This is a genomic window from Synechococcus sp. 1G10 (genome assembly GCF_002252625.1).
Taxonomy (GTDB): Bacteria; Cyanobacteriota; Cyanobacteriia; order PCC-6307; family Cyanobiaceae; genus Regnicoccus_A.
On the sequence record NZ_NQKW01000016.1, the window covers coordinates 19,942 to 43,829 of the forward strand.

Annotated in this window: 27 protein-coding genes; 15 read left to right on the forward strand and 12 right to left on the reverse strand. The window is 67.8% G+C overall.

Going from position 1 to position 23,888, the window contains the following annotated elements; genetic code table 11:
• The first annotated feature begins 42 nt into the window (after positions 1–42).
• The gene (locus CJZ82_RS17955) at positions 43–270 is read left to right on the forward strand and encodes a hypothetical protein (RefSeq protein WP_143593664.1); all 228 of its coding nucleotides are present in this window, start codon (positions 43–45) and stop codon (positions 268–270) included.
• A gap of 31 nt (positions 271–301) precedes the next feature.
• On the opposite strand, the gene CJZ82_RS12660 is transcribed toward CJZ82_RS17955, so the two are convergent.
• The 4 genes from CJZ82_RS12660 to CJZ82_RS12675 form a co-directional block, all read right to left on the reverse strand.
• Positions 302–616 carry a hypothetical protein gene (locus tag CJZ82_RS12660; RefSeq protein WP_233130233.1) on the reverse strand — a complete coding sequence of 105 codons (315 nt, stop codon included), beginning with the start codon at positions 614–616 and terminating at the stop codon, positions 302–304.
• A gap of 140 nt (positions 617–756) precedes the next feature.
• Positions 757–3,696 (reverse strand): aminomethyl-transferring glycine dehydrogenase, encoded by a 2,940-nt coding sequence (gene gcvP / locus CJZ82_RS12665; protein WP_233130239.1) that lies wholly within the window; start codon positions 3,694–3,696, stop codon positions 757–759.
• 172 nt (positions 3,697–3,868) lie between these two features.
• Positions 3,869–4,258 (reverse strand): glycine cleavage system protein GcvH, encoded by a 390-nt coding sequence (gcvH, locus tag CJZ82_RS12670; RefSeq protein WP_094556139.1) that lies wholly within the window; start codon positions 4,256–4,258, stop codon positions 3,869–3,871.
• 52 nt (positions 4,259–4,310) lie between these two features.
• On the reverse strand, positions 4,311–5,609 hold the full coding sequence (locus CJZ82_RS12675; RefSeq protein WP_094556140.1) for a methionine gamma-lyase family protein: 1,299 nt from the start codon (positions 5,607–5,609) through the stop codon (positions 4,311–4,313).
• A gap of 259 nt (positions 5,610–5,868) precedes the next feature.
• Between CJZ82_RS12675 and CJZ82_RS12680 the strand changes: the two genes are divergently transcribed.
• A complete protein-coding gene (locus CJZ82_RS12680; protein WP_369820061.1) occupies positions 5,869–6,792 on the forward strand; it encodes an acyl-CoA desaturase in 924 nt (307 codons plus the stop codon).
• Here CJZ82_RS12680 and CJZ82_RS12685 read toward each other — a convergent pair.
• Positions 6,762–7,523: a hypothetical protein gene (locus tag CJZ82_RS12685; protein ID WP_094556142.1), complete on the reverse strand. Its 762-nt coding sequence runs from the start codon at positions 7,521–7,523 to the stop codon at positions 6,762–6,764. The genes CJZ82_RS12680 and CJZ82_RS12685 overlap by 31 nt on opposite strands.
• Positions 7,524–7,581: 58 nt before the next feature.
• Between CJZ82_RS12685 and CJZ82_RS12690 the strand changes: the two genes are divergently transcribed.
• From CJZ82_RS12690 to CJZ82_RS19380, 5 genes are all read left to right on the forward strand, one after another.
• Positions 7,582–8,544: a fatty acid desaturase gene (locus CJZ82_RS12690; protein WP_094556143.1), complete on the forward strand. Its 963-nt coding sequence runs from the start codon at positions 7,582–7,584 to the stop codon at positions 8,542–8,544.
• Between the two features lie 77 nt (positions 8,545–8,621).
• Positions 8,622–9,080: a 50S ribosomal protein L9 gene (gene rplI, locus CJZ82_RS12695; protein WP_094556144.1), complete on the forward strand. Its 459-nt coding sequence runs from the start codon at positions 8,622–8,624 to the stop codon at positions 9,078–9,080.
• A gap of 112 nt (positions 9,081–9,192) precedes the next feature.
• Positions 9,193–10,659 (forward strand): replicative DNA helicase, encoded by a 1,467-nt coding sequence (dnaB, locus tag CJZ82_RS12700; protein WP_094556145.1) that lies wholly within the window; start codon positions 9,193–9,195, stop codon positions 10,657–10,659.
• Between the two features lie 52 nt (positions 10,660–10,711).
• A complete protein-coding gene (locus CJZ82_RS12705) occupies positions 10,712–11,170 on the forward strand; it encodes a hypothetical protein (protein WP_094556146.1) in 459 nt (152 codons plus the stop codon).
• Entirely contained in the window at positions 11,167–11,295 is a 129-nt protein-coding gene (locus CJZ82_RS19380; RefSeq protein WP_255380929.1) for a hypothetical protein, read from the forward strand. The genes CJZ82_RS12705 and CJZ82_RS19380 overlap by 4 nt, the downstream gene beginning before the upstream one ends.
• Before the next feature lie 49 nt (positions 11,296–11,344).
• On the opposite strand, the gene CJZ82_RS12710 is transcribed toward CJZ82_RS19380, so the two are convergent.
• Positions 11,345–12,184 (reverse strand): bifunctional 2-polyprenyl-6-hydroxyphenol methylase/3-demethylubiquinol 3-O-methyltransferase UbiG, encoded by an 840-nt coding sequence (locus CJZ82_RS12710; protein ID WP_198949765.1) that lies wholly within the window; start codon positions 12,182–12,184, stop codon positions 11,345–11,347.
• A gap of 61 nt (positions 12,185–12,245) precedes the next feature.
• Between CJZ82_RS12710 and CJZ82_RS12715 the strand changes: the two genes are divergently transcribed.
• The 5 genes from CJZ82_RS12715 to CJZ82_RS12735 all read left to right on the forward strand — a co-directional run bounded on the left by CJZ82_RS12715 (position 12,246) and on the right by CJZ82_RS12735 (position 17,402).
• On the forward strand, positions 12,246–13,061 hold the full coding sequence (locus CJZ82_RS12715) for a sterol desaturase family protein (RefSeq protein ID WP_094556148.1): 816 nt from the start codon (positions 12,246–12,248) through the stop codon (positions 13,059–13,061).
• A 4-nt stretch (positions 13,062–13,065) separates the two neighbouring features.
• Positions 13,066–15,054, forward strand: a complete 1,989-nt coding sequence (gene mnmG, locus CJZ82_RS12720) for a tRNA uridine-5-carboxymethylaminomethyl(34) synthesis enzyme MnmG (protein WP_094556149.1) — start codon at positions 13,066–13,068, stop codon at positions 15,052–15,054.
• An 11-nt stretch (positions 15,055–15,065) separates the two neighbouring features.
• Positions 15,066–16,034, forward strand: a complete 969-nt coding sequence (locus CJZ82_RS12725) for a hypothetical protein (RefSeq protein WP_094556150.1) — start codon at positions 15,066–15,068, stop codon at positions 16,032–16,034.
• Between the two features lie 101 nt (positions 16,035–16,135).
• Positions 16,136–16,771, forward strand: coding sequence for a chorismate lyase (locus CJZ82_RS12730; protein ID WP_094556151.1), 636 nt, complete (start codon positions 16,136–16,138; stop codon positions 16,769–16,771).
• Between the two features lie 103 nt (positions 16,772–16,874).
• Positions 16,875–17,402: a hypothetical protein gene (locus CJZ82_RS12735; RefSeq protein WP_198949766.1), complete on the forward strand. Its 528-nt coding sequence runs from the start codon at positions 16,875–16,877 to the stop codon at positions 17,400–17,402.
• Between the two features lie 30 nt (positions 17,403–17,432).
• On the opposite strand, the gene CJZ82_RS12740 is transcribed toward CJZ82_RS12735, so the two are convergent.
• Genes CJZ82_RS12740 through CJZ82_RS12750 form a run of 4 tightly spaced genes read right to left on the reverse strand, consistent with a single transcriptional unit; the run spans position 17,433 to position 19,338 of the window.
• The gene (locus CJZ82_RS12740; RefSeq protein ID WP_094556152.1) at positions 17,433–17,954 is read right to left on the reverse strand and encodes a DUF1269 domain-containing protein; all 522 of its coding nucleotides are present in this window, start codon (positions 17,952–17,954) and stop codon (positions 17,433–17,435) included.
• A gap of 41 nt (positions 17,955–17,995) precedes the next feature.
• Complete coding sequence (locus CJZ82_RS12745; RefSeq protein WP_094556153.1) at positions 17,996–18,586, reverse strand: hypothetical protein; 591 nt, start codon at positions 18,584–18,586, stop codon at positions 17,996–17,998.
• A gap of 50 nt (positions 18,587–18,636) precedes the next feature.
• Positions 18,637–18,771 (reverse strand): hypothetical protein, encoded by a 135-nt coding sequence (locus CJZ82_RS19385; RefSeq protein WP_255380931.1) that lies wholly within the window; start codon positions 18,769–18,771, stop codon positions 18,637–18,639.
• A gap of 24 nt (positions 18,772–18,795) precedes the next feature.
• Positions 18,796–19,338, reverse strand: a complete 543-nt coding sequence (locus CJZ82_RS12750; protein WP_094556154.1) for a SprT family zinc-dependent metalloprotease — start codon at positions 19,336–19,338, stop codon at positions 18,796–18,798.
• A gap of 104 nt (positions 19,339–19,442) precedes the next feature.
• Here CJZ82_RS12750 and CJZ82_RS12755 point away from each other — a divergent pair, with 104 nt between their 5' ends.
• Positions 19,443–19,865: a hypothetical protein gene (locus tag CJZ82_RS12755; protein WP_094556178.1), complete on the forward strand. Its 423-nt coding sequence runs from the start codon at positions 19,443–19,445 to the stop codon at positions 19,863–19,865.
• 20 nt (positions 19,866–19,885) lie between these two features.
• Positions 19,886–21,997, forward strand: a complete 2,112-nt coding sequence (gene ligA, locus CJZ82_RS12760) for an NAD-dependent DNA ligase LigA (protein WP_094556155.1) — start codon at positions 19,886–19,888, stop codon at positions 21,995–21,997.
• On the opposite strand, the gene CJZ82_RS12765 is transcribed toward ligA, so the two are convergent.
• Positions 21,968–22,627 (reverse strand): hypothetical protein, encoded by a 660-nt coding sequence (locus CJZ82_RS12765; RefSeq protein WP_143593665.1) that lies wholly within the window; start codon positions 22,625–22,627, stop codon positions 21,968–21,970. The two genes, ligA and CJZ82_RS12765, sit on opposite strands and share 30 nt — an antisense overlap.
• Positions 22,628–22,779: 152 nt before the next feature.
• Here CJZ82_RS12765 and CJZ82_RS12770 point away from each other — a divergent pair, with 152 nt between their 5' ends.
• Complete coding sequence (locus CJZ82_RS12770; protein WP_094556157.1) at positions 22,780–22,974, forward strand: hypothetical protein; 195 nt, start codon at positions 22,780–22,782, stop codon at positions 22,972–22,974.
• Between the two features lie 130 nt (positions 22,975–23,104).
• On the opposite strand, the gene CJZ82_RS12775 is transcribed toward CJZ82_RS12770, so the two are convergent.
• Positions 23,105–23,836, reverse strand: coding sequence for a hypothetical protein (locus CJZ82_RS12775; RefSeq protein ID WP_094556158.1), 732 nt, complete (start codon positions 23,834–23,836; stop codon positions 23,105–23,107).
• Positions 23,837–23,888: the final 52 nt, after the last annotated feature.

The window sequence follows — 23,888 nt, forward strand, 5'->3', positions numbered from 1 at the left end:
GCAACTGCAATGGATTTCGATTGACCCATCGCTCATCTGGTCATGGCGACCCACGATCCCTACGCTCCTGTCCTGCGGGTGCTCCCCGATGTGGAACCGAAGCGCTGGATCGTGCGTTACCGCGGCTTTGTGCTGATGCCCCAGGCCGATCTCACCTGGTTGGTGCGACCCGAACGCAGTCCGATGCCGGTGCTGCCATTCCGCACCCCAGCCAGCTCGCTGGCGGATGTCAAGGCCCTGGTCGACTGGCGGCTCACCCGGGCTGCCTGAGCTGAGCTGAGCCCACTCCCACGCCGCTCGCTCAGGCGGCCTGAGGTGGCGTGGGGGTGGGGCCGCCGGCGGCCTGGAAGGGGAGCACCAACGTGGCCCAGCGCTCAGGGCGCACCCCACGCTGGAGCTTGGCCTGACGCACCCCGAAGGGAACCCGCAGCACGTTGGTGCCCTCCTCGCGGAAGATTTCTCCCCGGTCGTGGGTATTGGACAGGGTGGTGGGAACTGGCGGCAATGATGGACCCTGCCGAGACGGCAATCCCGATTGACCGGCCGCCAGGGCGTCAGCCATCACCAGGCGACGAATGGCCGCAGGGCCAGAAGTGTCGTCGTTTTTGCCGTTCATGAATGGGTTTGCGAAGCGATTGGGCAGATCGGAAGGAGCAGCGGGGCCGGAACTTCCGGGCGCATTACTTACTGATCGATGGGGAAAAACAACCCCTGGATTCGGAAGAAAATCTAAGGATTATCTAACTTGGCCGAATCTTAACGCCCCTGACCAGCCAGGACTGGCGCCGTGGTTACTGGTGCTGTGGTTCCCTCACCAGCCAAGGACTGGAGCGGCAGGGCAGCAGCCAACTCCTCCACCGATGGGCAGGTGCAGACCAGGTTTCGGTCGCCGTAGGCGTTGTCGATGCGGGCCACCGCTGGCCAGAACTTGTTGTCCCGCTGAGTGTCTCCGGCGGGGAAGGCGGCCTGCTGACGGCTGTAGGGGCGGTCCCAGTCGTCAGCCGTCACAGCGCCCAGGGTGTGGGGCGCGCGCTTGAGCGGGTTGTCGAGCGGGTCCACCTGACCAGCCTCGATCGCCGCGGCCTCGGAGCGGATCGCGATCAACGCCTCGCAGAACCGATCGATCTCTTCGAGTGATTCGCTCTCCGTGGGCTCCACCATCACGGTGCCGGCCACGGGCCAGCTCACGGTGGGGGCGTGGAAGCCGTAGTCCATCAGCCGCTTGGCCAGATCATCCACCTCGACCCCAGCGCTGCGCTTGAGCGGACGCAGATCGAGGATGCACTCATGGGCCACTCGCCCGCCCGGTCCGCGGAAGAGCACGGGGTAATGGGGCTCCAGGCGCTCGGCGATCACATTCGCCGCCAGCAGAGCCACGGCGCTCGCCTGGCGCAGGCCGGCGCCACCCATCATGCGGATGTACATCCAGCTGATCGGCAGGATGCCGGCGCTGCCCCAGCGGGCTGCCGCCACCGCGCCGATTCCCTGGGCCTGGCCCGGCAGAAAGGGCACCAGGTGAGCGGCCACCCCGATCGGCCCCACCCCGGGGCCACCGCCGCCATGGGGGATGCAGAAGGTCTTGTGCAGGTTGAGGTGACACACATCGGCGCCGTAGAGGCCTGGCTTGGCCAGACCCACCTGGGCGTTGAGGTTGGCACCGTCGAGGTAGACCTGACCCCCATGGCGATGGATCACATCGCAGAGGCGACGGATGCCGGGCTCGAACACGCCATGGGTGGAGGGGTAGGTGACCATCACCGCCGCCAGGGAGGCGGAGTGGGTCTTGGCCTTGGCCTCCAGATCCTCCAGATCGATGTTGCCCTGGGCATCGCACGACACGGGCACCACCCGCAGGCCCGCCATCACCGCGCTGGCCGGGTTGGTGCCATGGGCGCTGGTGGGGATCAGGCAGATGTCGCGGTGGTCGTCGCCGCGACTGCGATGCCAGGCGCGAATCACCAGCAGACCCGCGTACTCCCCCTGGGATCCCGCGTTGGGCTGCAACGACACCCCCGCAAAACCCGTGATCGTGGCCAGCCAGCTCTCCAGATCCGCGATCAGACGGGCATAGCCCCTGGCCTGTGCAGGAGGCACCAGCGGATGCAGGTCGGCAAACTCGCTCCAGCTCACCGGTGCCAGCTCGGCAGCGGCGTTGAGCTTCATCGTGCAGCTCCCCAGCGGGATCATCCCGTGTACCAGGGAGAGGTCGCGGGAGGCCAGGCGCTGGATGTAGCGCAGCAGCTCGGATTCGCTGCGGTAACGCTGGAACACCTCCTGACGGAGCCAGGGGCCCTGGCGCAGAGGGAGCCCCGCCAGAAGCTCCTGATCAGCCGGCAGCTCCGCCAGCAAGGCCTCGGCTGAGGGGATCGCGGCGGCGGCGCCCTCCCCCTGGCTGGAGCCAGCGGCGAACAGCCCCAGCAGCTGGTCGAGCTCGGCGGCATCGCTGCGCTCATCCAGGCTGAGCGCCACCCCCTCCAGCGAACCGCCCTGGGCAGCGAGCGGCCTGAGGTTGAAGCCGGCAGCCTCGGCCCGCTCCAGCAGCGCGGCGGCATCGGCTGTGACCACGCTGATGGTGCCGAAGGCGGGGCCGGCGTCGAGCTGAAAGCCGAGGCGCACGAGCCCCAGGGCCAGGGCGGCGCGCAGTCGCAGCACCCGGCTGGCGATGGACGTCAGTCCCTCGGGGCCATGGTGCACGGCGTAGAAGCCCGCCATCACTGCCAGCAGCACCTGGGCGGTGCAGATGTTGCTGGTGGCCTTGTCGCGGCGGATGTGCTGCTCGCGGGTCTGCAGAGCCAGGCGCAGTGCTGGCCGGCCCTCGGCATCGAGCGAGCGCCCCACCAGGCGGCCGGGGATCTGGCGCTTGTGGGCCTCGCTGGTGGCAAAGAAGGCGGCATGGGGCCCGCCGTAACCCAGGGGCACCCCGAACCGCTGGCTGCTGCCGATGGCGATGTCGGCACCGAGAGCACCCACGGGTGCCAGCAGCACCTGGGCCAGGGGATCGATCGCCACAGTCACCATGGCTCCGGCCCGGTGGGCCGCCTCGATCACAGTGGTTGGATCGAAGAGCTGGCCACGACTGCCGGGCAGTTGCAGCAACACTCCAAAGACATCGTCAGCGACGGGCTGCTCACTGCCAGCTGCCGTGACCGCACCGACTCTGGCGGGATCGAAGGTCTCGATCAGGATTCCCAGGGGCTCGGCCCTGGTGCGCAGCACCTCCAGGGTCTGGGGGAACACCTGCTCATCCACCAGGAAGCGGCGCGCCTGACTCCGCCGGCAGGCACCGGCACTGAGCGCCATCGCCTCGGCCGCGGCTGTGGCCTCATCCAGCAGCGAGGCGTTGGCGATCGGCAGTGCCGTGAGCTCGCTGATCAGGGTCTGGAAATTGAGCAGGGCCTCCAGCCGCCCCTGGGCGATCTCCGCCTGGTAAGGGGTATAGGCGGTGTACCAGCAGGGGTTCTCCAGCACGTGGCGCTGGATCAGGGCCGGTATGGCGGTTCCGTAATACCCCAGGCCGATCAGGCTGCGGCGCACTTTGTTGAGGGAGGCGATCCGGCGCAGTTCCGTGAGGGCCTCGGCTTCCCCCACGCCTGTGGGCAGACCCTGCTCGGCGGCTGCGGCTGGGATCAGGATGTCGCCGGGAACCACCTCGGCCACGAAGCTCTCAAGATCGGCGCAGCTCAGGCGCTCGAGCATCCGGGCCTGCTCAGCGGTGGATGGGCCCAGATGGCGTTGCAGGAAGGGGGAGACATCCCGGGGGGCGCCGGCCACGCTGCTGTCAGTGCTGTCGCTGCTGCTCTCGACGCTCACGCCACCCGAACCGGCTTAGCGACTGGATCCTAGGGACTTCGGCCCGGCTGGCTGACGCTCAGGAGGCCTCCAGCTTGGCGCGGTAGCTGGCGGGCTCCAGCAGGTCGTCGAGCTGGGAGGGATCGCTGGGGCGGAGCAGCAGCAACCACCCTTCGCCGTAGGGATCGTTCTGCAGTTCTTCAGGGCTGGAGAGCACCGCCTCGTTGCGCCGCTCCACGGTGCCGCTGATCGGGGCGTAGATCTCCTCGACGGCCTTGACAGACTCCACCGTGCCGAAGCAACTGCCTCGCTCCAGCTGGCTGCCGATTTCGGGCAGCTCCACGAACACGATGTCGCCGAGCTGATCGACAGCGAAGGCACTCACCCCCACCCTCACCAGCTCCCCCTCAGGGCGCACGTATTCATGGCTGTCGGCGAAGCGGCAGTCGTCGGGGACCTGGAGGGCCATCGCGGACCGAAAGACGGTTTGGACCAGTGTGGCTCCCGGCGGACCGGCTTGCTCAGCCAATCCCACCTGGGCCGCCACCGGGAGCGGAGCCGGGGCCCAGCGCCGCCAGGGCCTTCTCCAGCGCCAGGGCCACGTGACCACGGTGGGTGCCCCCCTGGCTGAAAAGTACGTAGGGCTCCCGCAGGGGTCCGTCGGCGGAGAACTCACTGGTGCTGCCGTCGATGAAGCTGCCGCCGGCCATCACCAGCTCGCTGGCATAGCCGGGCATCGGCGCAGGCACCGGATCGAGATAGCTCCCCACCGGCGAGCACGACTGGAAGGCCCGACACACCCGGATCAGGGGCTCGGGGGCACCGAAACGCACCGCCTGGATCACATCACTGCGGTGTTCCCCCACCCGGGGCTGGACGGCATAGCCCAGATCGCTGAACACCGAAGCGGTGAGTTCGGCGCCGATCAACGCCTCAGACACCATCTGGGGCGCCAGGAACAACCCCTGGAACAGCAGGCGATAGAGATCGAAACCGGTGCCGCCCTCGCCGCCGATGCCCGGTGCCGTGAGCCGGCAGCAGGCCTGCTCCACCAGATCGGCTCGGCCAGCCACGTAACCACCGGTGGGGGCGATGGTGCCGCCGGGATTCTTGATCAACGAGCCTGCGATCAGGTCGGCTCCCACCGCCGGGGGCTCGAGGGGCTCGACGAATTCGCCGTAGCAGTTGTCGACGAAGCGGATACAGCCGGGCTGGAGGGCCGCCACCCGCTCGCAAAGGCCAGCGATCGCCTCCAGGCTCAGGGAGGGCCGCCAGCTGTAGCCGCAACTGCGTTGGATCAGCACCATCCGGGTGGGCGGCGCCAGGGCCGCAGCCAGGCCGTCTGCATCCACGGCACCGGCGGCCGTGAGGGGCAGCTCGTCGTAGTGGATGCCGAACTCGGCCAGGGAGCCCTGGCCGCTGCCGCGCAGGCCGATCACTTCCTCGAGGGTGTCGTAGGGGCGGCCCGTGAGGGAAAGCAGGCGATCTCCGGGGCGCAGCACCCCGAACAGGGCCGCGGCGATGGCATGGGTGCCGCTCACGAACTGCAGGCGCACGGCGGCGGCCTCGGCCCCGAGCACCCGCGCAAAGACCCGATCGAGCACCTCGCGGCCCAGATCGCCGTGGCCGTAGCCGCTGACGGAGGCGAAGTGATGGGTACCGAGCCGCTCGGCCGCGAAGGCTTCCAACACCCTCGCCAGGGCCGGCTGAACTGCAGCGGTGCGCGCCGCTGCCAGGGGCGCTATCCGCTCAGCGGCGGCTGCCACCCGCTGCCGGGCCCAGCCGGCGTGGGCACCAGCGCTCGTTGCCGTTGTCGCCATGGCCTGAAACCGGCTCGCATCGCCATGCTGCCTTGGGGCTTCCCCCACGCCGCTAGATTTCCCACCGATGCATCGGCTACATATCAGCCGACATCCCAGGTCAAGGTCGCACCTCAGCCTGATGGGTTCCCTGCAACGGGATAGCCCGCCGCAGGGGAGATGACGGACTCGAGCCTGCGCCACCATCGCGAGTGTTCATTTGGTTGCCGCTTCAGATCCAGCATCCGCTTTGCCCCAGGTCGGGCCTGCGGGCCAGGCCCTGCGGGGCCACGCCGCCGAACATCAGGACGCCGCCATCCGCGCTTCGGTGAGCGGCCGTCGTCAGCCCCTGCCGCCCAGCCAGCGCAAGTACAAGTTCGGCACCACCAGCTTCATGCTGGCGATTCACGTGGGTGCCGTTTTCGCACTACTGCCCCGCTTCTGGAGCTGGCAGGCCGTGGTGGTGCTGGCAGCCCTCTACTGGACCACGGTTCTGGGCGTGACGCTGGGGCTGCACCGCCTGCTGGCCCACCGCAGCTTCGTGGCGCCGAAATGGCTCGAGCGCACTCTGGTGCTGATGGGCAGTCTGGCCTGCCAGAGCGGACCGATCGAGTGGGTGGGGCTGCACCGCCATCACCACAAATATTCCGACCAGCCAAACGACCACCACGACGCCGGCCGTGGCCTGTGGTGGAGCCACAGCGATTGGATGCTTCACGACATCCCTGCCGTGCGCCAGATGTCTCGTTTCACCGGCGATCTGCAGCGCGATCCCTTCTACCGCTGGCTCGATCGCTGGTTCCTGCTGTTGCAGGTGCCCCTCGGAGCTGCCCTCTGGTGGTACGGCGAGCGGGCAGGCGTGCCTGGTGGCGGCTTGGGGCTGGTGCTCTGGGGCATTCCCCTGCGCCTGGCGATCGTTTATCACGTCACCTGGCTGGTGAACAGTGCCACCCACGCTTTCGGCTATCGCAACTTCGACAGTCCTGATCTTTCGCGTAACTGCTGGTGGGTGGCGATTCTCTCCTTCGGAGAGGGCTGGCACAACAACCACCATGCCCATCCAGCCAGTGCACGCCATGGTCTGCGCTGGTTCGAATTCGACATGACCTGGCAGCACATCAAGGTGCTGCGCGCCTTGGGGCTGGCCAAACGAATCCGGGTGGCCCATCTGGGTCAGCCACTGCCCTCTGCCACCAGCTCCTGACGTATCGCTGCTGCCAGATCCTCAAGGCCCTCCTGCTGCTGCAGGCGGGCTTTCTGGCGGAGGACATCCAGGAAGCGGTCGGCGCTGATCTCCTGTTCGGCCGCCACCCCCAGCCCCTCCAGGGTTCGGTGCAGGTCCATCAGCTCAGCATCGAGCTCACTGGCGCTGTAATCGCGCTGGCCGCTCATCACCGCCGCGAAGCGCTCCCGGCGCTGGGCCTTGGCCACTGGATAGGCCGCCAGCACCTGGTCGCGGCAGAGCCGCCAGGGCCGCCCGGCGCAGAGCAGGTCCGCCAGAGCGAAGCTGAGGCCGGCGGCCTCTTCCTCGGCAATGCGCAGATCGAAGGCCCGCGGTGGAGGCACCAGCCCTACAAAAATCTCCAGCAGATCGCCGGGCCCCAGCGGCACCCCTTTGTCGCTGAGCAGGGGCCGCCCCCCCTGGCCCAGGGCCTCGATCAGATCGGGATGGCCGGCCAGGGGGCCAGCCTGGACCCCGCCGGGGGCGGCCATCCATTGATTGATGCGCCCAAGGGCCAGGAACACCTCAGGGCCAGGGGAGGCGAGCTTGCGGTTGCGCAGCATCGAGACCTGGGAGTTGTGGATCCGGCCCAGATCCAGCACCTCGGCCAGGCCGGGCAGCACCCGGTGAGACCAGCCGTTGCGCTCATGCCAGGCTCTGATCAGATACGAAAAAGCTTCGCGTCCTGATTCGATTTCTGCCTGATATCCCACTTGATCTGGATTCGCACTGCTACCATTCTAAGTAACGATCAGGAGTCGCCCCCCCCGCATGACGGTCACCACCCAACCCGCCACCCGCCCACCCGGCGTGGCACGCCTGGCACCGGCTACCTCCGCCCTGAAGCAGGCCCGCGCCCTGCACCGGCCCCGGCCCGGCCAACCAGCTCCTGAGGCGCCCAAGGGCACCCGCTGGGCCACGATCGGCTTCATGGCCGTGGTCCACGTGCTGGCACTGGTGGCCCTGCTGCCCCAGTTCTGGAGCCTGCCGGCCGCGGTCAGCCTGCTGGTGCTCTATTGGGTCACCGGCTGTCTGGGGGTCACCCTGGGGTACCACCGTCTGCTGGCCCACCGGGCCCTGCGAGTACCCCAGTGGCTGGAGCGATTCTTCGCCACCTGCGGCGCCCTCAGCTGCCAGCACGGTCCGATCGACTGGGCCGGCCTGCACCGTCACCATCACAAGTTCTCCGACACCGACGCCGATCACCACAACAGCCACAGGGGCTTCTGGTGGAGCCACATGGCGTGGATGTTCGAGGAGATTCCAGCGATGGCCGCCGTGCCCCGCCTCACCGGCGATCTGCAGCGCGATCCTTACTACCGCTGGCTGAACGCCAACTTCCTGCTGCTGCAGATCCCGGTGGGCCTGCTGCTGTTCTGGATCGGCACGGCCACCGGCGCCGGCGGCTGGGCACTGGTGCTGTGGGGCATCCCGCTGCGCCTGGTGGTGCTCTACCACTGCACCTGGTTGGTGAACTCCGCCACCCATTGCTGGGGCAGCGTGTCCCATCAGAGCGGCGACCAGTCACGCAACAACCCCTGGGTGGCGGCGCTCACCTTCGGTGAGGGCTGGCACAACAACCACCATGCCTTCCCCCATTCGGCCCGCCACGGCTTCGGGGCCCGCCAGTTCGACCTCACGTGGCAACACATCCGCCTGCTGCGAGCCCTGGGCCTGGCCACCCAGGTGCGTCTGCCCGCGGCCGCGGCCAGGCCATCGCAAGCTGTGATCTAGGATCGCTGATCGCCTCAGGATGCAGGCCGTCACGCCGGCGGCCCCAGCCCGATCACCCTTCCCGCCGTTCTGTTTCCATGGCCAAGCGCGTCTCCGTCGTCCTCAGCGAGGACGTTTACAGCCTCGGTAAACAGGGTGACCTGGTGGAAGTGGCTCCCGGTTACGCCCGTAACTTTCTGCTGCCCCAGAGCAAGGCCGTAGCCGTCACCCCCGCCGTGCTGCGCCAGGTGGAGCACCGCCGTGCCAAGGAGGCCGAGCGCCAGGCAGCCCTGAAGCAGGAAGCTGAAGCCTTCCGCACGGCCCTGACCACCATCGGCCGCTTCACCGTCAAGAAACAGACCGGCGGCGACGACGTGCTCTTCGGAACCGTGACCAACGGCGATGTGGCCGAAGCGATCGAAGCAGCCACCAAAAAGGAACTCGACCGCCGCGACATCGCGGTACCCGAAATCCACCGCACAGGCTCCTACAAGGTGCAGGTCAAGCTCCATCCAGAGGTCACCGCCGAGATCAATCTGGAAGTGGTCAGCCACTGAGCACGTTTCGGCTCGCAGCTTCAGACCTGTCGACGCCGGCCCTTGCTGGGCCGGCTTTTTTTTGGCGCCCGCACACACCGCCGCTCCCCCAGCCTCGACCTAGCCTCAGCCCATGGTGAGTGTTCCCCTGCCGGCCCCTGATGGCGGTCCCGAGTGGGGGCCGGCTGTCGAGCGCAGCGACCAGGCAGCTGCCGCCGCCGCTCTGACACCAGCCTTTCGCCGCCGCGGCCGGGACCAGGACGAGGCCCGCTTCGAGGCCCTGCCCGATCAGGTGCCGCCCCAGAACCTGGAGGCGGAGGAGGCCGTGCTGGGCGGCATCCTGCTCGACCCCGACGCCCTCGGCCGCATCGCCGACGTGCTGCGGCCCGAAGCCTTTTATCTGAGCGCCCACCGGGAGATTTACCGCACCGCCCTGATGCTGCACAGCCAGGGCAAACCCACCGATCTCACCGCCATGGCCGCCTGGCTGGCCGACACCGGTCAGCTGGAGAAGGTGGGCGGCAGCAATCGGCTGGTGGAGCTGGTGGAGCGCACCCTCAGCACCGCTTCGATCGACCAGGTGGCTCGCCTGGTGATGGACAAATACCTCCGCCGGCAGCTGATCCGCTCAGGCAACGAGGTGATCAAGCTCGGCTTCGATCAGGCCAAGCCGATGGAGCAGGTGCTCGATGAGGCTGAGCAGCAGATCTTCGCCATCAGCCAGGAGAAACCTTCCGTAGGGCTCACCCCCACCGCCGAGATCCTCACCAGCACCTTCAACGAGATCGAGAGCCGGTCCCTCGGCACCTCGGTGGCTGGCATCCCGGTGAACTTCTACGACCTCGATGCCATCACCCAGGGCCTGCAGCGCAGCGATCTGATCATCGTGGCGGGCCGGCCGGCGATGGGCAAAACCTCGATCGTGCTCAACATCGCCAAGAACGTGGCCCAGATCCACCAGCTGCCGGTCTGTGTGTTCTCCCTGGAGATGAGCAAGGAGCAGCTCACCTACCGGCTGCTGTCGATGGAGGTGGGCATCGAGAGCGGCCGGCTGCGCACCGGCAGGCTGCAGCAGGAGGAATGGCCGCTGCTCGGCCAGGGCATCAACACCCTCGGCCAGCTGCCGCTGTTCATCGACGACAAGCCCAATGCCGGTGTGCTGGAGATGCGCTCCCTCTGCCGCCGGCTGATGGCAGAGCAGGGTAAGGAACTGGGCCTGATCGTGATCGACTACCTGCAGTTGATGGAGGGATCCACCCCCGACAACCGGGTGCAGGAGCTCTCTCGCATCACCCGGGGCCTCAAGGGCATGGCCCGGGAGCTGCACGTGCCGGTGATTGCCCTTTCCCAGCTCAGCCGCGGCGTGGAGAGCCGCACCAACAAGCGGCCGATGCTCAGCGATCTGCGCGAGTCGGGCTCGATCGAGCAGGACGCCGACCTGGTGCTGATGATCTACCGCGACGAGTACTACAACCCGGAAACGGCCGATCGGGGCATCACCGAAGTGATCGTCACCAAGCACCGCAACGGCCCAGTGGGCACGGTGAAGCTGCTGTTCGAGCCCCAGTTCACCCGCTTCCGCAACCTGGCGGCGCCCTGACCCTCACTCGCCCGCAGCTCCATCAACATGGGGCCAACGCCTCCGCCATCCGATGAGCGAGCCCCCAACCAGCCAGTCCAGCCCCCAAAGCGAAGGGGGAGTCGGCTCTCACGGGCCTTCGCCGGCCTCGATGGGCTGGGTCCTGGCCCTGCGCTGGCCTGTTGCTCTGGTGGCCGCGGTGGGAATCGGAGCGGTCTCCCTGGGCAGGATCCTGCAGGAGCCGATCAAGATCGAACTGGTGATGAAGAGCCCGTTGCCGGTGTCAGGTCAGGTGGATCTGGGCTCGATTCAGTCGCCGTTGGTGGTCCAGGAGATCAAGTCACCGATCCGGACCGCTCCGATCAAAACCATTCCGATCACCGCGAAGGTGACGATGGCGGAACCGATCGCTGTGGCATCTCCTCTGGCCGTGAACGTGCCGGAGCTGAACCGTAGCATCGGCACGCGGTCAAGGGTCCCGTCGAAGCCACAGTCAGCACCCCGGTCACAGCAAAGGTCAGTGGCACGGTGAACGCCCAGGTTGCCGGTGATGTGGGGGCAACCGTGCGTGGCGACGTGGGAGCCACCGTGCAGGGGAAAGTGGAGGCCAACGTGATCAATCAGCTGGAGCACCGTCGGATCCGCATCGGCTTTTGAAGCGAGGGCCGCACCACTTGAGCTGCGGCATTGCCCGCCGCTGAGTTGCTCAGCTGGGGCTGGCCTTGCGTGCCACTTGCCAGGACGAGAGCATCGTGAGCGGCAGGCGCCCCTCCCATTCGTTCGCGATCAGCAGGCGCAGGCGCTGAAAGAAGAGCTGGCGCACGGCAGGGTCCAGCTGCAGATAGCCGGAATAACTGTCGAGCAGATCCAGATAACGTTCCGCCGAATAGATGAAGCTTGTGTCCACAAGACCACTCAAGGGACGCTCAAAATGGCGCCTGTCGATCAGCGCCTCAGCCAGGGTGTTCAGGATCGCCACCTGGTCGGCGCGCTCTTCGCGGCGATGGAGCTGGGGCGCGAGCTCCGCGTAGAGCTCGGCGGTGCGTTGCTGGAATGCTTCGCTGGGTTGAAGTTCCTTGTTCCAGAGCAGGATCAGGCCGCCACCCGGTCGCAGGGCCGCCGCCGCCTTGGCGCAGGCCACGGCTGGATCGATCCAGTGGAAGGAGCTGGCGGCCAGCACCACATCGAACGCCTCGGGCTGCAGCGGCCAGTCCTCAAACGCCACCGGTTCGACCGTGACGTTGGAGAAGGAGCCGCAATGCTGCCTGGCCAGGCAGCAAAAGGCGGGATTGGGCTCGAGGCAGAGCATGGAGCAGCCGAGGGGCGCCAACCCCGCCGTGGCCGTACCCGGGCCACAGCCCAGCTCCAGCACACGGGAAGAGGCCGTCAGGCCAGCAGCCGTGATCACCTGGCCGAGCAGGGTGGGGTCGTAGGCGGGGCGAGCCCTTGCATAGGCCTCGGCGGCAGGGCCATACCAGGCGGCACGCTGCTCGAGCGAACGGCCGGAGTAACCACGCAGTGAGTGCCGCAACTGGTCCATATCCATCAGTCGTGAGCTGCGGGGTCCCTAGGCTGAGTATTCACGCCGCCGACAGGGCAACCAGTCCATGCCGATCGCCCAGATCGACACCGAAATACTAGTTCGTTCACTTGGTGATCACTCCTTCGTGTTCTACGGACTTGTTTTCTTCGGCATCATCCTGGCCCGCTACTTTCTGCTGGCCGGTGGATCCTGGTGGTGGCTGTATGCCCGCTCCCCCGCGACATCTTCCAGATCCACACAACGTCTGAAGCGCAACGACTCCAATGGCATCGGCGCCGACATTTGCCTTTCGGTGCTCTCCGCCGCCGTGTTCGCTCTGGCCACCATCACCGTGCTGGCGCTCCAGAGCCATGGGCTCACCCGCCTCTATGCCAGGCCTGACACCTACGGCTGGTGGTACCTCGCTTTGAGCTACGGCGTGGTGCTGATCCTTCAGGACGGGATCTATTACGCCATCCATCGCCTCATCCACCACCGCTGGCTTTATTCCTGGTGCCACCACGGTCATCACCGCACGCGCCAGCCCACCCCCTGGACTTCCTTCGCCTTCGATCTCCCCGAAGCCATCCTGCAGGCGCTGGTGCTGGTGCTCCTCGTGATGCTGGTGCCGCTGCACCTGATCACCCTGATGGCTGTTCTGAGCACCATGACGATCTGGGCGATCGTCAATCACCTCGGCCTTGACCGTCTGCCCAGCGGCTTCCCCCACCACTGGCTGGGCCGCTGGGTGATCGGACCTGCCCACCATTCGCTGCACCATCGCCATCCGGGTGTGCACTTCGGGCTCTACTTCACGCTCTGGGACAGGGTCGGCGGCACCGAAGATTCCAGCTACGACGACGCCATGGAGCCCTCCAACGATCTGAGCGCCATACATTGACCTGATGGCCCTCAGTGCAGTCCCAAGCGAAACCTTCGAGCTGATCGTGGTCGGCGGCGGTCATGCCGGCTGTGAGGCGGCGCTCACCGCGGCGCGGCTGGGGATCTCCACGGCCCTGTTCAGCCTGAATATCGATCGCATTGCCTGGCAACCTTGCAACCCGGCGGTGGGGGGTCCGGCCAAGAGCCAGCTGGTGCATGAAGTGGATGCGCTCGGCGGGGTGATCGGCCGCCTCGCCGATGCCACCACCCTGCAGAAGCGGGTGCTCAACGCCAGCCGCGGCCCGGCCGTCTGGGCCCTGCGCGCCCAGACCGACAAGCGCCAGTACGCCCGCCAGATGCTGCAGCTGCTTCAGCACACACCCAACCTGCAGCTGCGCGAGGCGATGATCACGGGGCTGGAGGTGGAGCTGGAGGGAGACGACCCCAGCGTGGCAGGGCACGGAGCGGTGGGCCGGATCACCGGCGTACGCACTTATTTCGGCAGCGTCTATGCCGCGCCGGCCGTGATCCTCACCGCCGGGACCTTCCTGGGGGGCCAGATCTGGGTGGGCAACCAGTCGATGAGCGCCGGCCGCGCCGGCGAGCAGGCAGCTGTTGGGCTCACCGAAGCGCTGCAGGCCCTCGGCTTCCACACCGACCGCCTCAAGACCGGCACACCGGCCCGGGTGGATCGCCGTAGCGTCCGCCTCGATCAGCTCGAAGAGCAGCCCAGCGACGCCGATGGCCGTTTCTTCTCCTTCGATCCAGCCGCCTGGGTGAGCGGTGAGCCGATGGCCTGCCATCTCACCCGCACCACCGCCGCCACCCACCAGCTCATCCGCGACAACCTCCACCTCACCCCCATCTACGGCGGCTTCATCGACAGCAAGGGCCCGCGTTACTGCCCCTCGATCGAAGACAAGATCGTGCGCTTCAAAGACAAGGAGAGCCACCAGATCTTCCTGGAGCCGGAGGGCCGCGACACCCCTGAGCTCTACATCCAGGGCTTCTCCACCGGCCTGCCGGAGCGGCTGCAGCTGGAGCTGCTGCGCACCCTCCCCGGCCTTGAGCACTGCGTGATGCTGCGTCCGGCCTACGCGGTCGAGTACGACTACTTACCTGCCACCCAGTGCCTGCCCTCGCTGATGACCAAGCGGGTCCGGGGTCTGTTCAGCGCCGGCCAGCTCAATGGCACCACCGGCTACGAGGAGGCCGCCGCCCAGGGGCTGGTGGCCGGCCTCAACGCCGCCCGGCTGCTGCGAAGCCAGGAACCGGTGCATTTCCCCCGGGAGGGCAGCTACATCGGCACCATGATCGACGACCTGGTCACCAAGGACCTGCATGAGCCCTACCGGGTGCTCACCAGCCGCAGCGAATACCGCCTGGTGCTGCGCGGTGACAACGCCGACCGACGCCTCACACCGCTGGGCCGTGAGCTGGGCTTGATCGACGACCGCCGCTGGGGATTGTTCGAGGCCAAGCAGGCCGCCATCGCCGCCGAAAAGCAGCGCCTCGAGACGGTGCGGCTCAAGGTCAGTGACCCGGTGGCGCCTGAGGTGGAGGCTCGCTCGGGCGCACCGATCAAGGGATCGATCACACTCGCCGATCTGCTCCGCCGTTCCGGCTTTCACAGCAAAGATCTGGTGGAGCTGGGCCTGGCGGAGGCCAGCTTGCCGAATGGGGTGCGTGAGGGGGCGGAGATCGACCTCAAATACAGCGGCTACCTGGCCCGCCAGCAACAACAGATCGATCAGGTGCGCAAGCAGGACCACAGGCCGATCCCGGGGGGCATCGACTACACAAACATCGCCACCCTCTCCAAGGAAGCCCGCGAGAAGCTCGCCGTCGTGCAACCGCTCAACCTCGGGCAGGCCTCCCGCATCCCTGGAGTGAGCCCGGCGGATACCACCGCCCTGCTGCTGTGGCTGGAGCTGCGCCGCCGCCGCGGTGCTCAGCAGGAACGATTGTCCAATCAGCAAACCGCCGGTAATCTCTCCGAACTTGACTCCTGAGCCCATCGGCCATGGGAGGTGATCCGCGTCCCATCTCCTCGTCCCGCGCGTACTGGGAGCTGAAAGCCGAGCAGGTGATGGACCGCGTGTTTTCAGCCGGTCTGCCTGCCCTGGGGCTCCACTCTGGGGGGCGGATGACCCTCGAGGGCTACAGCCGCGACCCTCACCAGCCGGAGCCGAACCTGGCCATGGAGCCTGGCTGCGATCCCGCAGCCATCGATGTGGTGGTGCACGACGCCCCACCGCGCCTGCGGCAGGCAGCCAGGCCCGGGAGCCGATCCGTGGCAAGGGCCCGAAGCTCCACAGCTCCTTCTTCAGCAGCGGTACGGTCACCACAGCAGTGTCCACTGCTGGTAGCAATGGCACTCCTGTCAGTGCTGGGGGCCGGCAGCACCCTGCTGGTGTGGCGGGGCTGGACCCAGGCGAGCATCGCCCTTCAACAGGAGCGCACCCTGCAACTGTTGGAGCGGTTGCGCTCGGTGGGACCCCTGGGGGCATCCGAGCCTGGAACCACGGCCGCCGCCGCCACCCAGCCTCCAGGCGAAGGGGTCGATGGCGCCGTCAACGGCCTGCCGCCTCCGCCTCCTGAGGACGCCTGGGTGCAGGAACTGGAGCCACTGGAGAGCACCTCCCGTGCCTTATCCGCACCGCCGCTGCGGGTTCCAGTCAGCGGCACCATCACCCGCAAAGCTCCACCAGCCCCCTCCATACAGGCAGCCGGAGCATCCAGCGGTTCAGGTCCCTCAGGTGAGGCCGGCGGGGCTGAGGCGGAGAGCGGCTCCCCCGAGCTGGTTGGTGTTGTCCAGGTACCTGGCCAGAGCGGCTCCGCGATCTTCCAGATGGGCGGCAGCTCCACCAGCGCAGCGGTGGGGGACGCGATCGGCTCCACCGGATGGCGCCTGCGCTCGGCCAGCGGCAACTCCGTCGTGATCGAGCGCAACGGCCAACAGCAACGAGTGAGCATCAGCGGAGGCTTCTGAGGGTCAGGCTCGCGGCCAGCCTCGTCGCAGCTCAGGCTCCCGGCCAGTAGTCCCAGTGCCCTCTCGGCACTCCTTAGCCTGAATGACCCGAGCTGAGCCTGATGGCTGACTCCCTGCTCACCAGGCCATCGGTCTCCCCGACACCGCTCTGGGAAGCCCCGATCAGCGAGGTGCTCAACGCCCGGGCCGGAGCCCAGCTCAGCGGCGCCTGGAAACTGCTGCTCCTGGGCGACGGCAGTCCCACCCGCCATCTGCACCTGCTCACCGGCAGGCCGGTCACGATCGATCTGATCGCCATGGGGCCAGAGCAGGAACTCCGGCGTCCAGGACCAGGCCCTGATACTGCCCAGACTCGGCCCGCCGAAGTGTCTGAGCTGGTCCCACCCCTGCTGCTGCGGCAGGTGTGGCTGCGCTGCAACGGCCAGGCTCTGGCCTGGGCCGAGAGCTGGTGGAATCAGGAAGAGGCAGAGGAGTCTCTGCGCGATCGGCAGCAGCCCATCTGGTTGAGCCTGACCAGTGAGCGGGCGGAGCTGTTTCGGGAAGTGGACGGCCTGGCCCAGGTGAACGCCGACTGGCTGGAGCGGGGATTCGCCGCCCAGGGTCCCTTCTGGAGCCGCCACTACAGCTTTTTCAGGCAGGGACGGGAACTCACGGTGATCCGGGAAGTGTTCTCACCAGCACTGGAGCGCTGGCTCGGCCCCAGCCAGCACAACGCAGATCTCCATAAAGTTTTATGAAATCGGCACGATCTGTGGCGGTTTCCACTTGACAACTTGCGCTTTCGGGCAATCTGAACAGGATGGCGGCATCTGTTTCACCTGTTCAACGATGACGACCGCCATGCCTGGGACCCCAGGCGGGCACGGGCCCGACGAATCCGGGGATCGGTGGATCTCCCTCACCGACCTGGGGCGCTCCCTCGGCCTTTCAGCCGTGAGCTGCGGCCGCCTGCTGATTCAGGCCGGGCTGCGCCAGCTTGATGGCCGCCCCACCGAGCGGGCACTCCAACTAGGTCTGGCCCAGGCAAGTGGCCAGGGCCTGCAGCGGGGTCGTGCCACCCTCTGGCAGCAGAGCGGCTGCGCTGCCGTCCTTGAGGGTGACTCTCAAGGGCAGGTAGTTCAGCCAACCCTGGTGGAGCAGTGGGCGGAACTGCTCTGGGCCCTGAAGCAGGGCTCTCCCTCAATCATCACCTCCGCTGAGCAGATGGCGGAAGATCTCCCCCATGAGCTGGTGGGGGCCGTGAACCGTCAACTGCAGGACAAGGGCTGGGACTTCCAGGTGAGCCACCATCCCTCCAGGCCACAGCAGAGCGCCCAGCACCACAGCCAGATGGCCCCTGGCCGCAGCAGGGTGCGCCATAGCCGTTGAGCGCTGATAGTCAGTCCTGCTCCGGGGCGCTCAGCCCAGGCGCAGGGCTTCTGCCTGTTTGCGGCTGCTCTCCAGCAGCTCGTTGAGCTGGGCCTCATCGGTGTGGCTGAGGCTGGTGCGCAGCAACTTGGCGTGGGGCGCGAAGCTGCGCAGGCGCTCTACCACGCGATCAGGCGTGGCATCGCGCACCAGCAGGCAGAGAGCGGCACTGCCCTTGGGCAAGGTTTCACCGAGCTCCCGCAGGAAGCCGTCATTGATGCCCAGATCGCTGAGCGCCCCTGAAGCCGCCCCCATGCCGGCGCCGACGGCGGCACCGAGCAGGGGATTGAGGAACAGCAGCCCAACCAACGACCCCCAGAAACCACCGCCCAGGGCGCCAGCGGCGGTGAGGTTGATCGCCTGGCGCAGTTGCACCTGGCCATCGGCATCACGCTCCACCACCACTGCGTCTTCCAGGGAGATCAGGTGCTCCTGCTGGATGGCGACCAGCTCCTTGCGCACGGCTTCGGCCTCATCAACCTTGGGAAAACCCACCACGATCAGGTTGCTCATGGACGCTGGGGAATGACGGAACTGGGTCCCAGGCTAGGGCTTCACTCACGCCGGGGCTGCCGGCTGGAGCGAGGCAGAGGCCGGGCTCCGGGGGGGATTCCCCCGCTGGTCTCCGGCTGCGGTGGCGGCTCGAACTGCGCCGGCGGCAGCTGAACGGAGGACTGGACCCGGGACGGAGGCAGCAGGGGGGCCGTGCGGCGGGAGATGGCCTCCAGGGGACGGCGGGTCCCTTCCACAGGTGCCGATGCCCGGACCGGCGGCTGGGGTTGCGGTTGAGATGGCAATGGCGATATCGATGTCGGTTGACGCCCGCTCCGGGGTTGCCAGGGCGCCGCGTCTGAGTTCAGCGGGGGCCTCCTGCGCTCTGGAATCTCAGCCCGCTCCTGCCAGGGCTCCGGCCAGTCGTCGTCGCCTTCGAGGAACCAGTCGATGCGGTTCTCCACCCAGCGGCCCAGACCCTCCAGGCCCGGGCGGCCACCGGCTCCACGCTCGGCTCCGCGGGCCTGGGGACGCGAGCCAGGGCGAGCCCCGGCCACTCCATCGACCAGTTGCCGACCCGCCGAAATCCATTGATCCAGAGAACCGCCGCTGCGGCGGCGTCCCCGGCGGGGAGGATCACCCGAACCGTTCATGGCCCTCGCCTGTGCCATCGCAATCGATGTGATCCGACCTTAACGGCCACTCAACGGCCGACGGCCGGCCGCCCGCACGAATCAGCCAGTCCCAGGCGGTGGGCCCGCATCCAGCGCTCTCGCCCCAGGCCCAGCAGGGCGATCGAGACACCCCCTCCCTGCAGCACCCAAAGAAACAGATCCAAGGGCCCCAGCCGGTTGCTGGAACCCTAGGCCGCAGGCGCTTCGTACACCAGGGCACAGCTGGCATCCCAGCGGCCGCCATGGAGCCGCTCGCAGCAGAGCCGGCAGGCCAGGCCCCGCACCCTGCGGCGGTAGGCCGCACTGACGCCGCAGCAGGGGCAACGGGCGATCCAGGGGGCCGATGTCAGCGGCAAAGGGTAGTGGTGGCGCAGGCTCACCTCGAATTCACCCTGGGCGGCGTTGATCCGGGCCATGGCCGCGCGGAAGTGGGGACCGTGCACCTCAGAGGACTGCAGCACCCGGTCGATCCAGGCGTGGATCATCTCGTGGCAGAGGGTGCCCAGGGTGGCGCTGGCGGGCAGGGGCGCCAGGACCGGCCGGGAGAGCACGATCTCGCACAGGCTGGAGCCATCACGCCGGCGGCCGCGGCGGTAGAGACCGGCGGTGCGGCTCATGCGCCCGTCGCTCCAGCGCAGATCCAGCAGGGCGCGGCCGCCCGGAGCCAGGTCGCCGCCGAAGTGTTCCCGGTCGAGGCGATGGAACAGGGGCAGCAGGGGCGCCAGGGGCATGCCGCGGACGGGTGACTCAACCGTGCGCCCAGTGTGCAGGGTTCGCCACCGAGGCGGCGGGGCCGTCGGTCAGACTCTCAAACCTGAACGTGCGTATGCAGACGATGGACTGGGGTCTGGCCCAAACGATCGGCACCAAGGCCCTGCTGGCCGGAGCGACCGCCCTGCTCCTCTATTGGACCTACACCGCCGTGCGCCTGGTGATCAGCGCCCGCGGCATCAACCCGCTGCTCAAGCAGTTCTTCACCCAGGTGGCCTCGGGTCAGATCGACGGCGCCTATCTGCTCACCACCAAGAACTACCGCTCGCACGTGAACCGTCAGCAGTTCATCCGCTTCCTGGCGGGGCTGCAGCTCAACAAGTACCGCAACCTCAAATCGGGCCGGCCCCGGCTGCAGGAGGGCCAGATCATCCTCACCGTGAAGCTCAAATCCGAAGCCAAGGATGAACTGCCCCTGGATTTCACCTTCGTGAAGGTGGAAGAAAACTGGCGGGTGGAGCGGATCCAGAAACTGGCCGCGGCCTGAGACCGGGGCGCCGGCCTGCCATGCCGCCCACCGCCGCAGACTCGAGCCGGGCCGAGGAGCTCCGTCGCCTGCTCAACCGTGCCGCTCACGCCTACTACGTGCTCGACGCCCCAGAGATGGAGGATCCGGTCTACGACCGGCTCTACCGCGAGCTGCTCGATCTCGAGGTGGCCCATCCGGAGCTGGTCAGTCCCGAAAGCCCCACCCGGAGGGTGGGCGGCGCACCGGCCGACGGCTTCCGCACTTTGGAGCACCGGATCCCTCTGCTCAGCCTCGACAACGCCTTCTCCAGCGAAGAGCTCGAAGCCTGGTTTGCCCGGCTGCTGAAGGTCCTGGACCGGACCCCGGAGGCAGGCGAGCCCCTGCCGCCCCTGCCGATGGTGGGGGAGCTGAAGATCGACGGCAACGCCCTGGCGCTCAGCTACGAGCAGGGTGTGCTGGTGCGGGCCGCCACCCGCGGCGACGGCGAGCGCGGCGAGGAGATCACCGCCAACGTGCGCACGATCCAGGCCGTGCCGCTGCGGCTGCAGCTGGAGCGGCCGCCGGCGTGGGTGGAGGTGCGCGGCGAGGCCTTCATCCCGGACGGCACCTTCGCGGCGATCAATGCCGAACGGGAGGCCCGCGGCGAGCCCCTCTTCGCCAACCCGCGCAACGCCTGCGCCGGCACCCTGCGCCAGCTCGATCCGGGCGTGGTGGCCAGCCGGCGGCTCGATTTCTTCGCCTACACGCTCCACCTGCCGGACGACTGGAATCCGGTCGGGGCCGACCCGGCGCGGCCCCGCAGCCAGTGGGAATCGCTGGCATGGCTGGCCGCCGCCGGCTTCAGGGTGAATCCGAATGCCGACCTCTGCCCCGATCTGGCGGCTGTGGAGGCCTTCTTCAGCGACTGGGAGACGCGCCGGGCGCAGCTCGCCTATGCCACCGACGGGGTGGTGGTGAAACTCGACGACCTGCGTCTGCAGGCCGACGCCGGCTTCACCCAGAAGGCGCCGCGCTGGGCGATCGCGCTCAAGTACGCCGCCGAGGAAGCGCCAAGCAAGCTGCTGCGCCTGGTGGCCCAGGTGGGGCGAACGGGGGTGGTGACACCGGTGGCGGAGTTCGAGCCGGTGCCTCTGGCCGGCACCACCGTGAGCCGCGCCACGCTGCACAACGCCGACCGGCTCGAGGAGCTCGATCTCCATGCCGGCGACACGGTGGTGGTCCGCAAGGCCGGCGAGATCATCCCGGAGGTGGTGCGGGTACTGAGCGAGCTGCGGCCCCACGGCGCCCGGCGGCTGCAGCTGCCCCACGCCTGCCCGGAATGTGGCTCAACGCTGGTACGCGAGCAGGGTGAGGCCGCCACCCGCTGCGTGAACAGCAGCTGCCCGGCGATCCTGCGCGGCTCGCTGCGCCACTGGGTGAGCAAGGGGGCCCTGGATGTGGACGGCCTCGGCGGCAAATTGATTGAACAGCTGGTGGACCGGGGCCTGGTGGCCTCGATCGCCGATCTCTACCGCCTCGACGCGGCGTTGCTGGCCAGCCTGGAGCGGATGGGGGAGAAGTCGGCGGCGAATCTGGTGGCGGCTCTGGAGGCCTCGAAGCAGCAGGCCTGGCATCGCCAGCTCTACGGCCTCGGCATCCACCATGTGGGTGCGGTGAACGCCAAGCTGCTAGCGAAGGGCTTCCCGAGCGCGGCTGAGCTCTCCTGCGCGGCCCAGCAGACACCCGAGCGGATCACCGCCATCCACGGCATCGGCGGCGAAATCGCCCAGTCGCTGCAGCAGTGGTTCGCCATCCCCTCCAACCAGGGGTTGCTGAACCACCTCAAGCAGCTGGGCTTCTCCATGGCCGCCGGCGAAGGAGAGCTGGCGGCCAGTGCGAACGGCGGCGTGGAGGCCACGGGCGTGGATGGTGGGGCAGCGCTCGCCGGTCTCACCTTCGTGCTCACCGGAACCCTTCCCAGCCTCAGCCGCAGCCAGGCCCAGGCGCTGATCGAAGCGGCCGGCGGCAAGGTGACCGGATCCGTGAGCAAGAAGACGAGCTACTTAGTGGCCGGCGAGGAAGCCGGCAGCAAGCTCACCAAAGCCGAAGGCCTGGGGGTGCAGGTGCTGGATGAAGCGGGGCTACGGGCGTTGCTGGTCAACGGGCCGTAACGCTGGCGCAGGGGCTGGAACTGAGGCGGGATCGGGGAAAGGAGCGGCAGCCGGGTCGATCAAATCGAGCCGATCAGGCAGCAGGGAATCGGTCCCCGCGGTGGTGCCAGCCAGACGCAGTGCATCGAGTGACCTGGTCTGCCCCATCGCCAGCCCGCTGACGACAGGCAACGCGGCCTGCACGCGGCCAGCCGGCTTCGGGTTCACGAAGCGGAACTGATGGGTGATCTTTTGCCCGCTGGGGTCATAACCAACGACGTTGAAGCTCAAAACAGGGCTGCCGCCCGAACGGAAGCCCGAGAACATCCCACGCACCAGGCCGCTGACCAGACCCACCGGTGCCGCCACATACGTGGAGCCCAGGGCCAGTGGTGCCGCGTAGGCCGCGGACGTCACCAGCAGGTTGCCTGTGCCTGCGACCGCATTCCCGACCCCGTTGCCGCGACGCTGCACGCTGTCGCCGAACCACTGGGCAATACGGCCCGCCGGGATGAACCCCGAAGGCCCTTCGATGCCGCTGGCATCGAGGCGGATCGTGCACGGCCCGTCGCCGCAGAGGGCCGCGTATGGGGTCGCAAGCGCCGGTGCCGGCGCCAGCAGAACGACGAGGGCAGCTGAGCGGAGGCGCACCAGGAGTCGGGGCTGATTCCAGCCGCAGGCAGGTGGCCGCATCCTGCCGGAACTGCCAAGGGTCTGCCCAGAGCAGGGGTGGCGCACGCCAGAGTGGTCCAAAAGCCAGACTCCAGCAAAGAGCAGGCCCTATTCCCGAGTCGAATATCCCCATGAGCGCTCCTCTCAGCGAACCGGCCATTCACCGCTGGATCAAATCAGAGTGTGGCCGCGCCAAGTACGCCGAACTCGCCTCCCGCCCTGGGCTGGCAGCGAAGCTGCGGCTGGCCAGGTTTGTGCTGATCGCCGCAATCCGCGATTCGCGGTTGCCCAGCCAGGTGGCGCAAAGGGAGCCGAGCCAGCATTGAAGTACTTGCCTATTCCAGCAGCAACAGAGTCACCCAGCGGAAGTAATAGGGGACTCAAGGCTGCGGTGCACATAGGTGTGCGCAATGCGTGGAGATCGCTCTGCTGGTAAGTCCCAGTCCGACGCGGAATTCAGGGTGCCGGGAACAGCCGTTGCCGCAACGCCTCGGCCAGTTGCGGGTTACTGGCGGCCCACTCCACCAGGCCGCGGTCCTGCAGGTAGGCCGGCCAGTCGCCGCTGCCGCTGGGAGAGGCCACAGTTCCCTCCAATGGCAGCGGTTCATCCGCCGGGCGGCGGGTTTCACCCATGGCAAGCCCGCTCACCATCGCCAGGGCGATGCGCACCTGGCGGGCCGGCTTCTGGTTCACGAACTCGAATTGGTGTTCGATCGTCCGCCCGTCTCGGTCCTGGCCCACCACCATGAAGCGGCGCGGTCCATCCTCCCCCTCGCGGTTGGCACCAGCCCCGCGCAGCAGACCACCGAGCAAGCCCAAGGGCGCGGTGATATATACCGGCACCACGAAGGCCGCCGCCGATTTCATCGTGTTCATCGTGCTGGCGCCCACCACCTCCCCCAGGCCCGGAGGATCTCCCCCCGCCCCGGTGGTGATCCAGCGGCGGATCCCCGCAGCGGGAATGAAGCCCGCCGGTCCGGCAATCCCACGCTGGTCAAGCACGATCGCGCATGGACTGCCACCACAAAGGGCCTGGAAGCTGGTGGCCAGCACCGGGGCTGGACCGATGGCCGGAGAGGCCAGCACAACAGGTTGGAGCAGTAGAGGTGCAAAGACCAGGGCCGCCCGACAACCGGTGGGTCGTGGAAGCACAGGAAAACTGGCGCAGCGGTGGCGGATCGGTTCCATCCTCGCGCAGGTGGCCGGCTGCAGCAGCCCACTGGCGAAGTGGCGCCTGAGC

What these genes read in the sequence shown, in the direction of transcription:
- mnmG (WP_094556149.1), top strand. Translation starts at nt 13,066, where the DNA reads ATGGCCCTCAGTGCAGTCCCAAGCGAAACCTTCGAGCTGATCGTGGTC.
- CJZ82_RS12725 (WP_094556150.1), top strand. Translation starts at nt 15,066, where the DNA reads ATGGGAGGTGATCCGCGTCCCATCTCCTCGTCCCGCGCGTACTGGGAG.
- CJZ82_RS12770 (WP_094556157.1), top strand. Translation starts at nt 22,780, where the DNA reads ATGAGCGCTCCTCTCAGCGAACCGGCCATTCACCGCTGGATCAAATCA.
- CJZ82_RS12740 (WP_094556152.1), bottom strand. Translation starts at nt 17,954, where the DNA reads ATGAGCAACCTGATCGTGGTGGGTTTTCCCAAGGTTGATGAGGCCGAA.
- gcvP (WP_233130239.1), bottom strand. Translation starts at nt 3,696, where the DNA reads ATGCTCGAGCGCCTGAGCTGCGCCGATCTTGAGAGCTTCGTGGCCGAG.
- CJZ82_RS17955 (WP_143593664.1), top strand. Translation starts at nt 43, where the DNA reads ATGGCGACCCACGATCCCTACGCTCCTGTCCTGCGGGTGCTCCCCGAT.
- CJZ82_RS12690 (WP_094556143.1), top strand. Translation starts at nt 7,582, where the DNA reads ATGACGGTCACCACCCAACCCGCCACCCGCCCACCCGGCGTGGCACGC.
- ligA (WP_094556155.1), top strand. Translation starts at nt 19,886, where the DNA reads ATGCCGCCCACCGCCGCAGACTCGAGCCGGGCCGAGGAGCTCCGTCGC.
- CJZ82_RS12755 (WP_094556178.1), top strand. Translation starts at nt 19,443, where the DNA reads ATGGACTGGGGTCTGGCCCAAACGATCGGCACCAAGGCCCTGCTGGCC.
- gcvH (WP_094556139.1), bottom strand. Translation starts at nt 4,258, where the DNA reads ATGGCCCTCCAGGTCCCCGACGACTGCCGCTTCGCCGACAGCCATGAA.
- CJZ82_RS12715 (WP_094556148.1), top strand. Translation starts at nt 12,246, where the DNA reads ATGCCGATCGCCCAGATCGACACCGAAATACTAGTTCGTTCACTTGGT.
- CJZ82_RS12735 (WP_198949766.1), top strand. Translation starts at nt 16,875, where the DNA reads ATGCCTGGGACCCCAGGCGGGCACGGGCCCGACGAATCCGGGGATCGG.
- rplI (WP_094556144.1), top strand. Translation starts at nt 8,622, where the DNA reads ATGGCCAAGCGCGTCTCCGTCGTCCTCAGCGAGGACGTTTACAGCCTC.
- CJZ82_RS12745 (WP_094556153.1), bottom strand. Translation starts at nt 18,586, where the DNA reads ATGAACGGTTCGGGTGATCCTCCCCGCCGGGGACGCCGCCGCAGCGGC.
- CJZ82_RS12750 (WP_094556154.1), bottom strand. Translation starts at nt 19,338, where the DNA reads ATGCCCCTGGCGCCCCTGCTGCCCCTGTTCCATCGCCTCGACCGGGAA.
- CJZ82_RS12660 (WP_233130233.1), bottom strand. Translation starts at nt 616, where the DNA reads ATGAACGGCAAAAACGACGACACTTCTGGCCCTGCGGCCATTCGTCGC.
- CJZ82_RS12775 (WP_094556158.1), bottom strand. Translation starts at nt 23,836, where the DNA reads ATGGAACCGATCCGCCACCGCTGCGCCAGTTTTCCTGTGCTTCCACGA.
- CJZ82_RS12710 (WP_198949765.1), bottom strand. Translation starts at nt 12,184, where the DNA reads ATGGATATGGACCAGTTGCGGCACTCACTGCGTGGTTACTCCGGCCGT.
- CJZ82_RS12675 (WP_094556140.1), bottom strand. Translation starts at nt 5,609, where the DNA reads ATGGCGACAACGGCAACGAGCGCTGGTGCCCACGCCGGCTGGGCCCGG.
- CJZ82_RS12705 (WP_094556146.1), top strand. Translation starts at nt 10,712, where the DNA reads ATGAGCGAGCCCCCAACCAGCCAGTCCAGCCCCCAAAGCGAAGGGGGA.
- CJZ82_RS12730 (WP_094556151.1), top strand. Translation starts at nt 16,136, where the DNA reads ATGGCTGACTCCCTGCTCACCAGGCCATCGGTCTCCCCGACACCGCTC.
- dnaB (WP_094556145.1), top strand. Translation starts at nt 9,193, where the DNA reads ATGGTGAGTGTTCCCCTGCCGGCCCCTGATGGCGGTCCCGAGTGGGGG.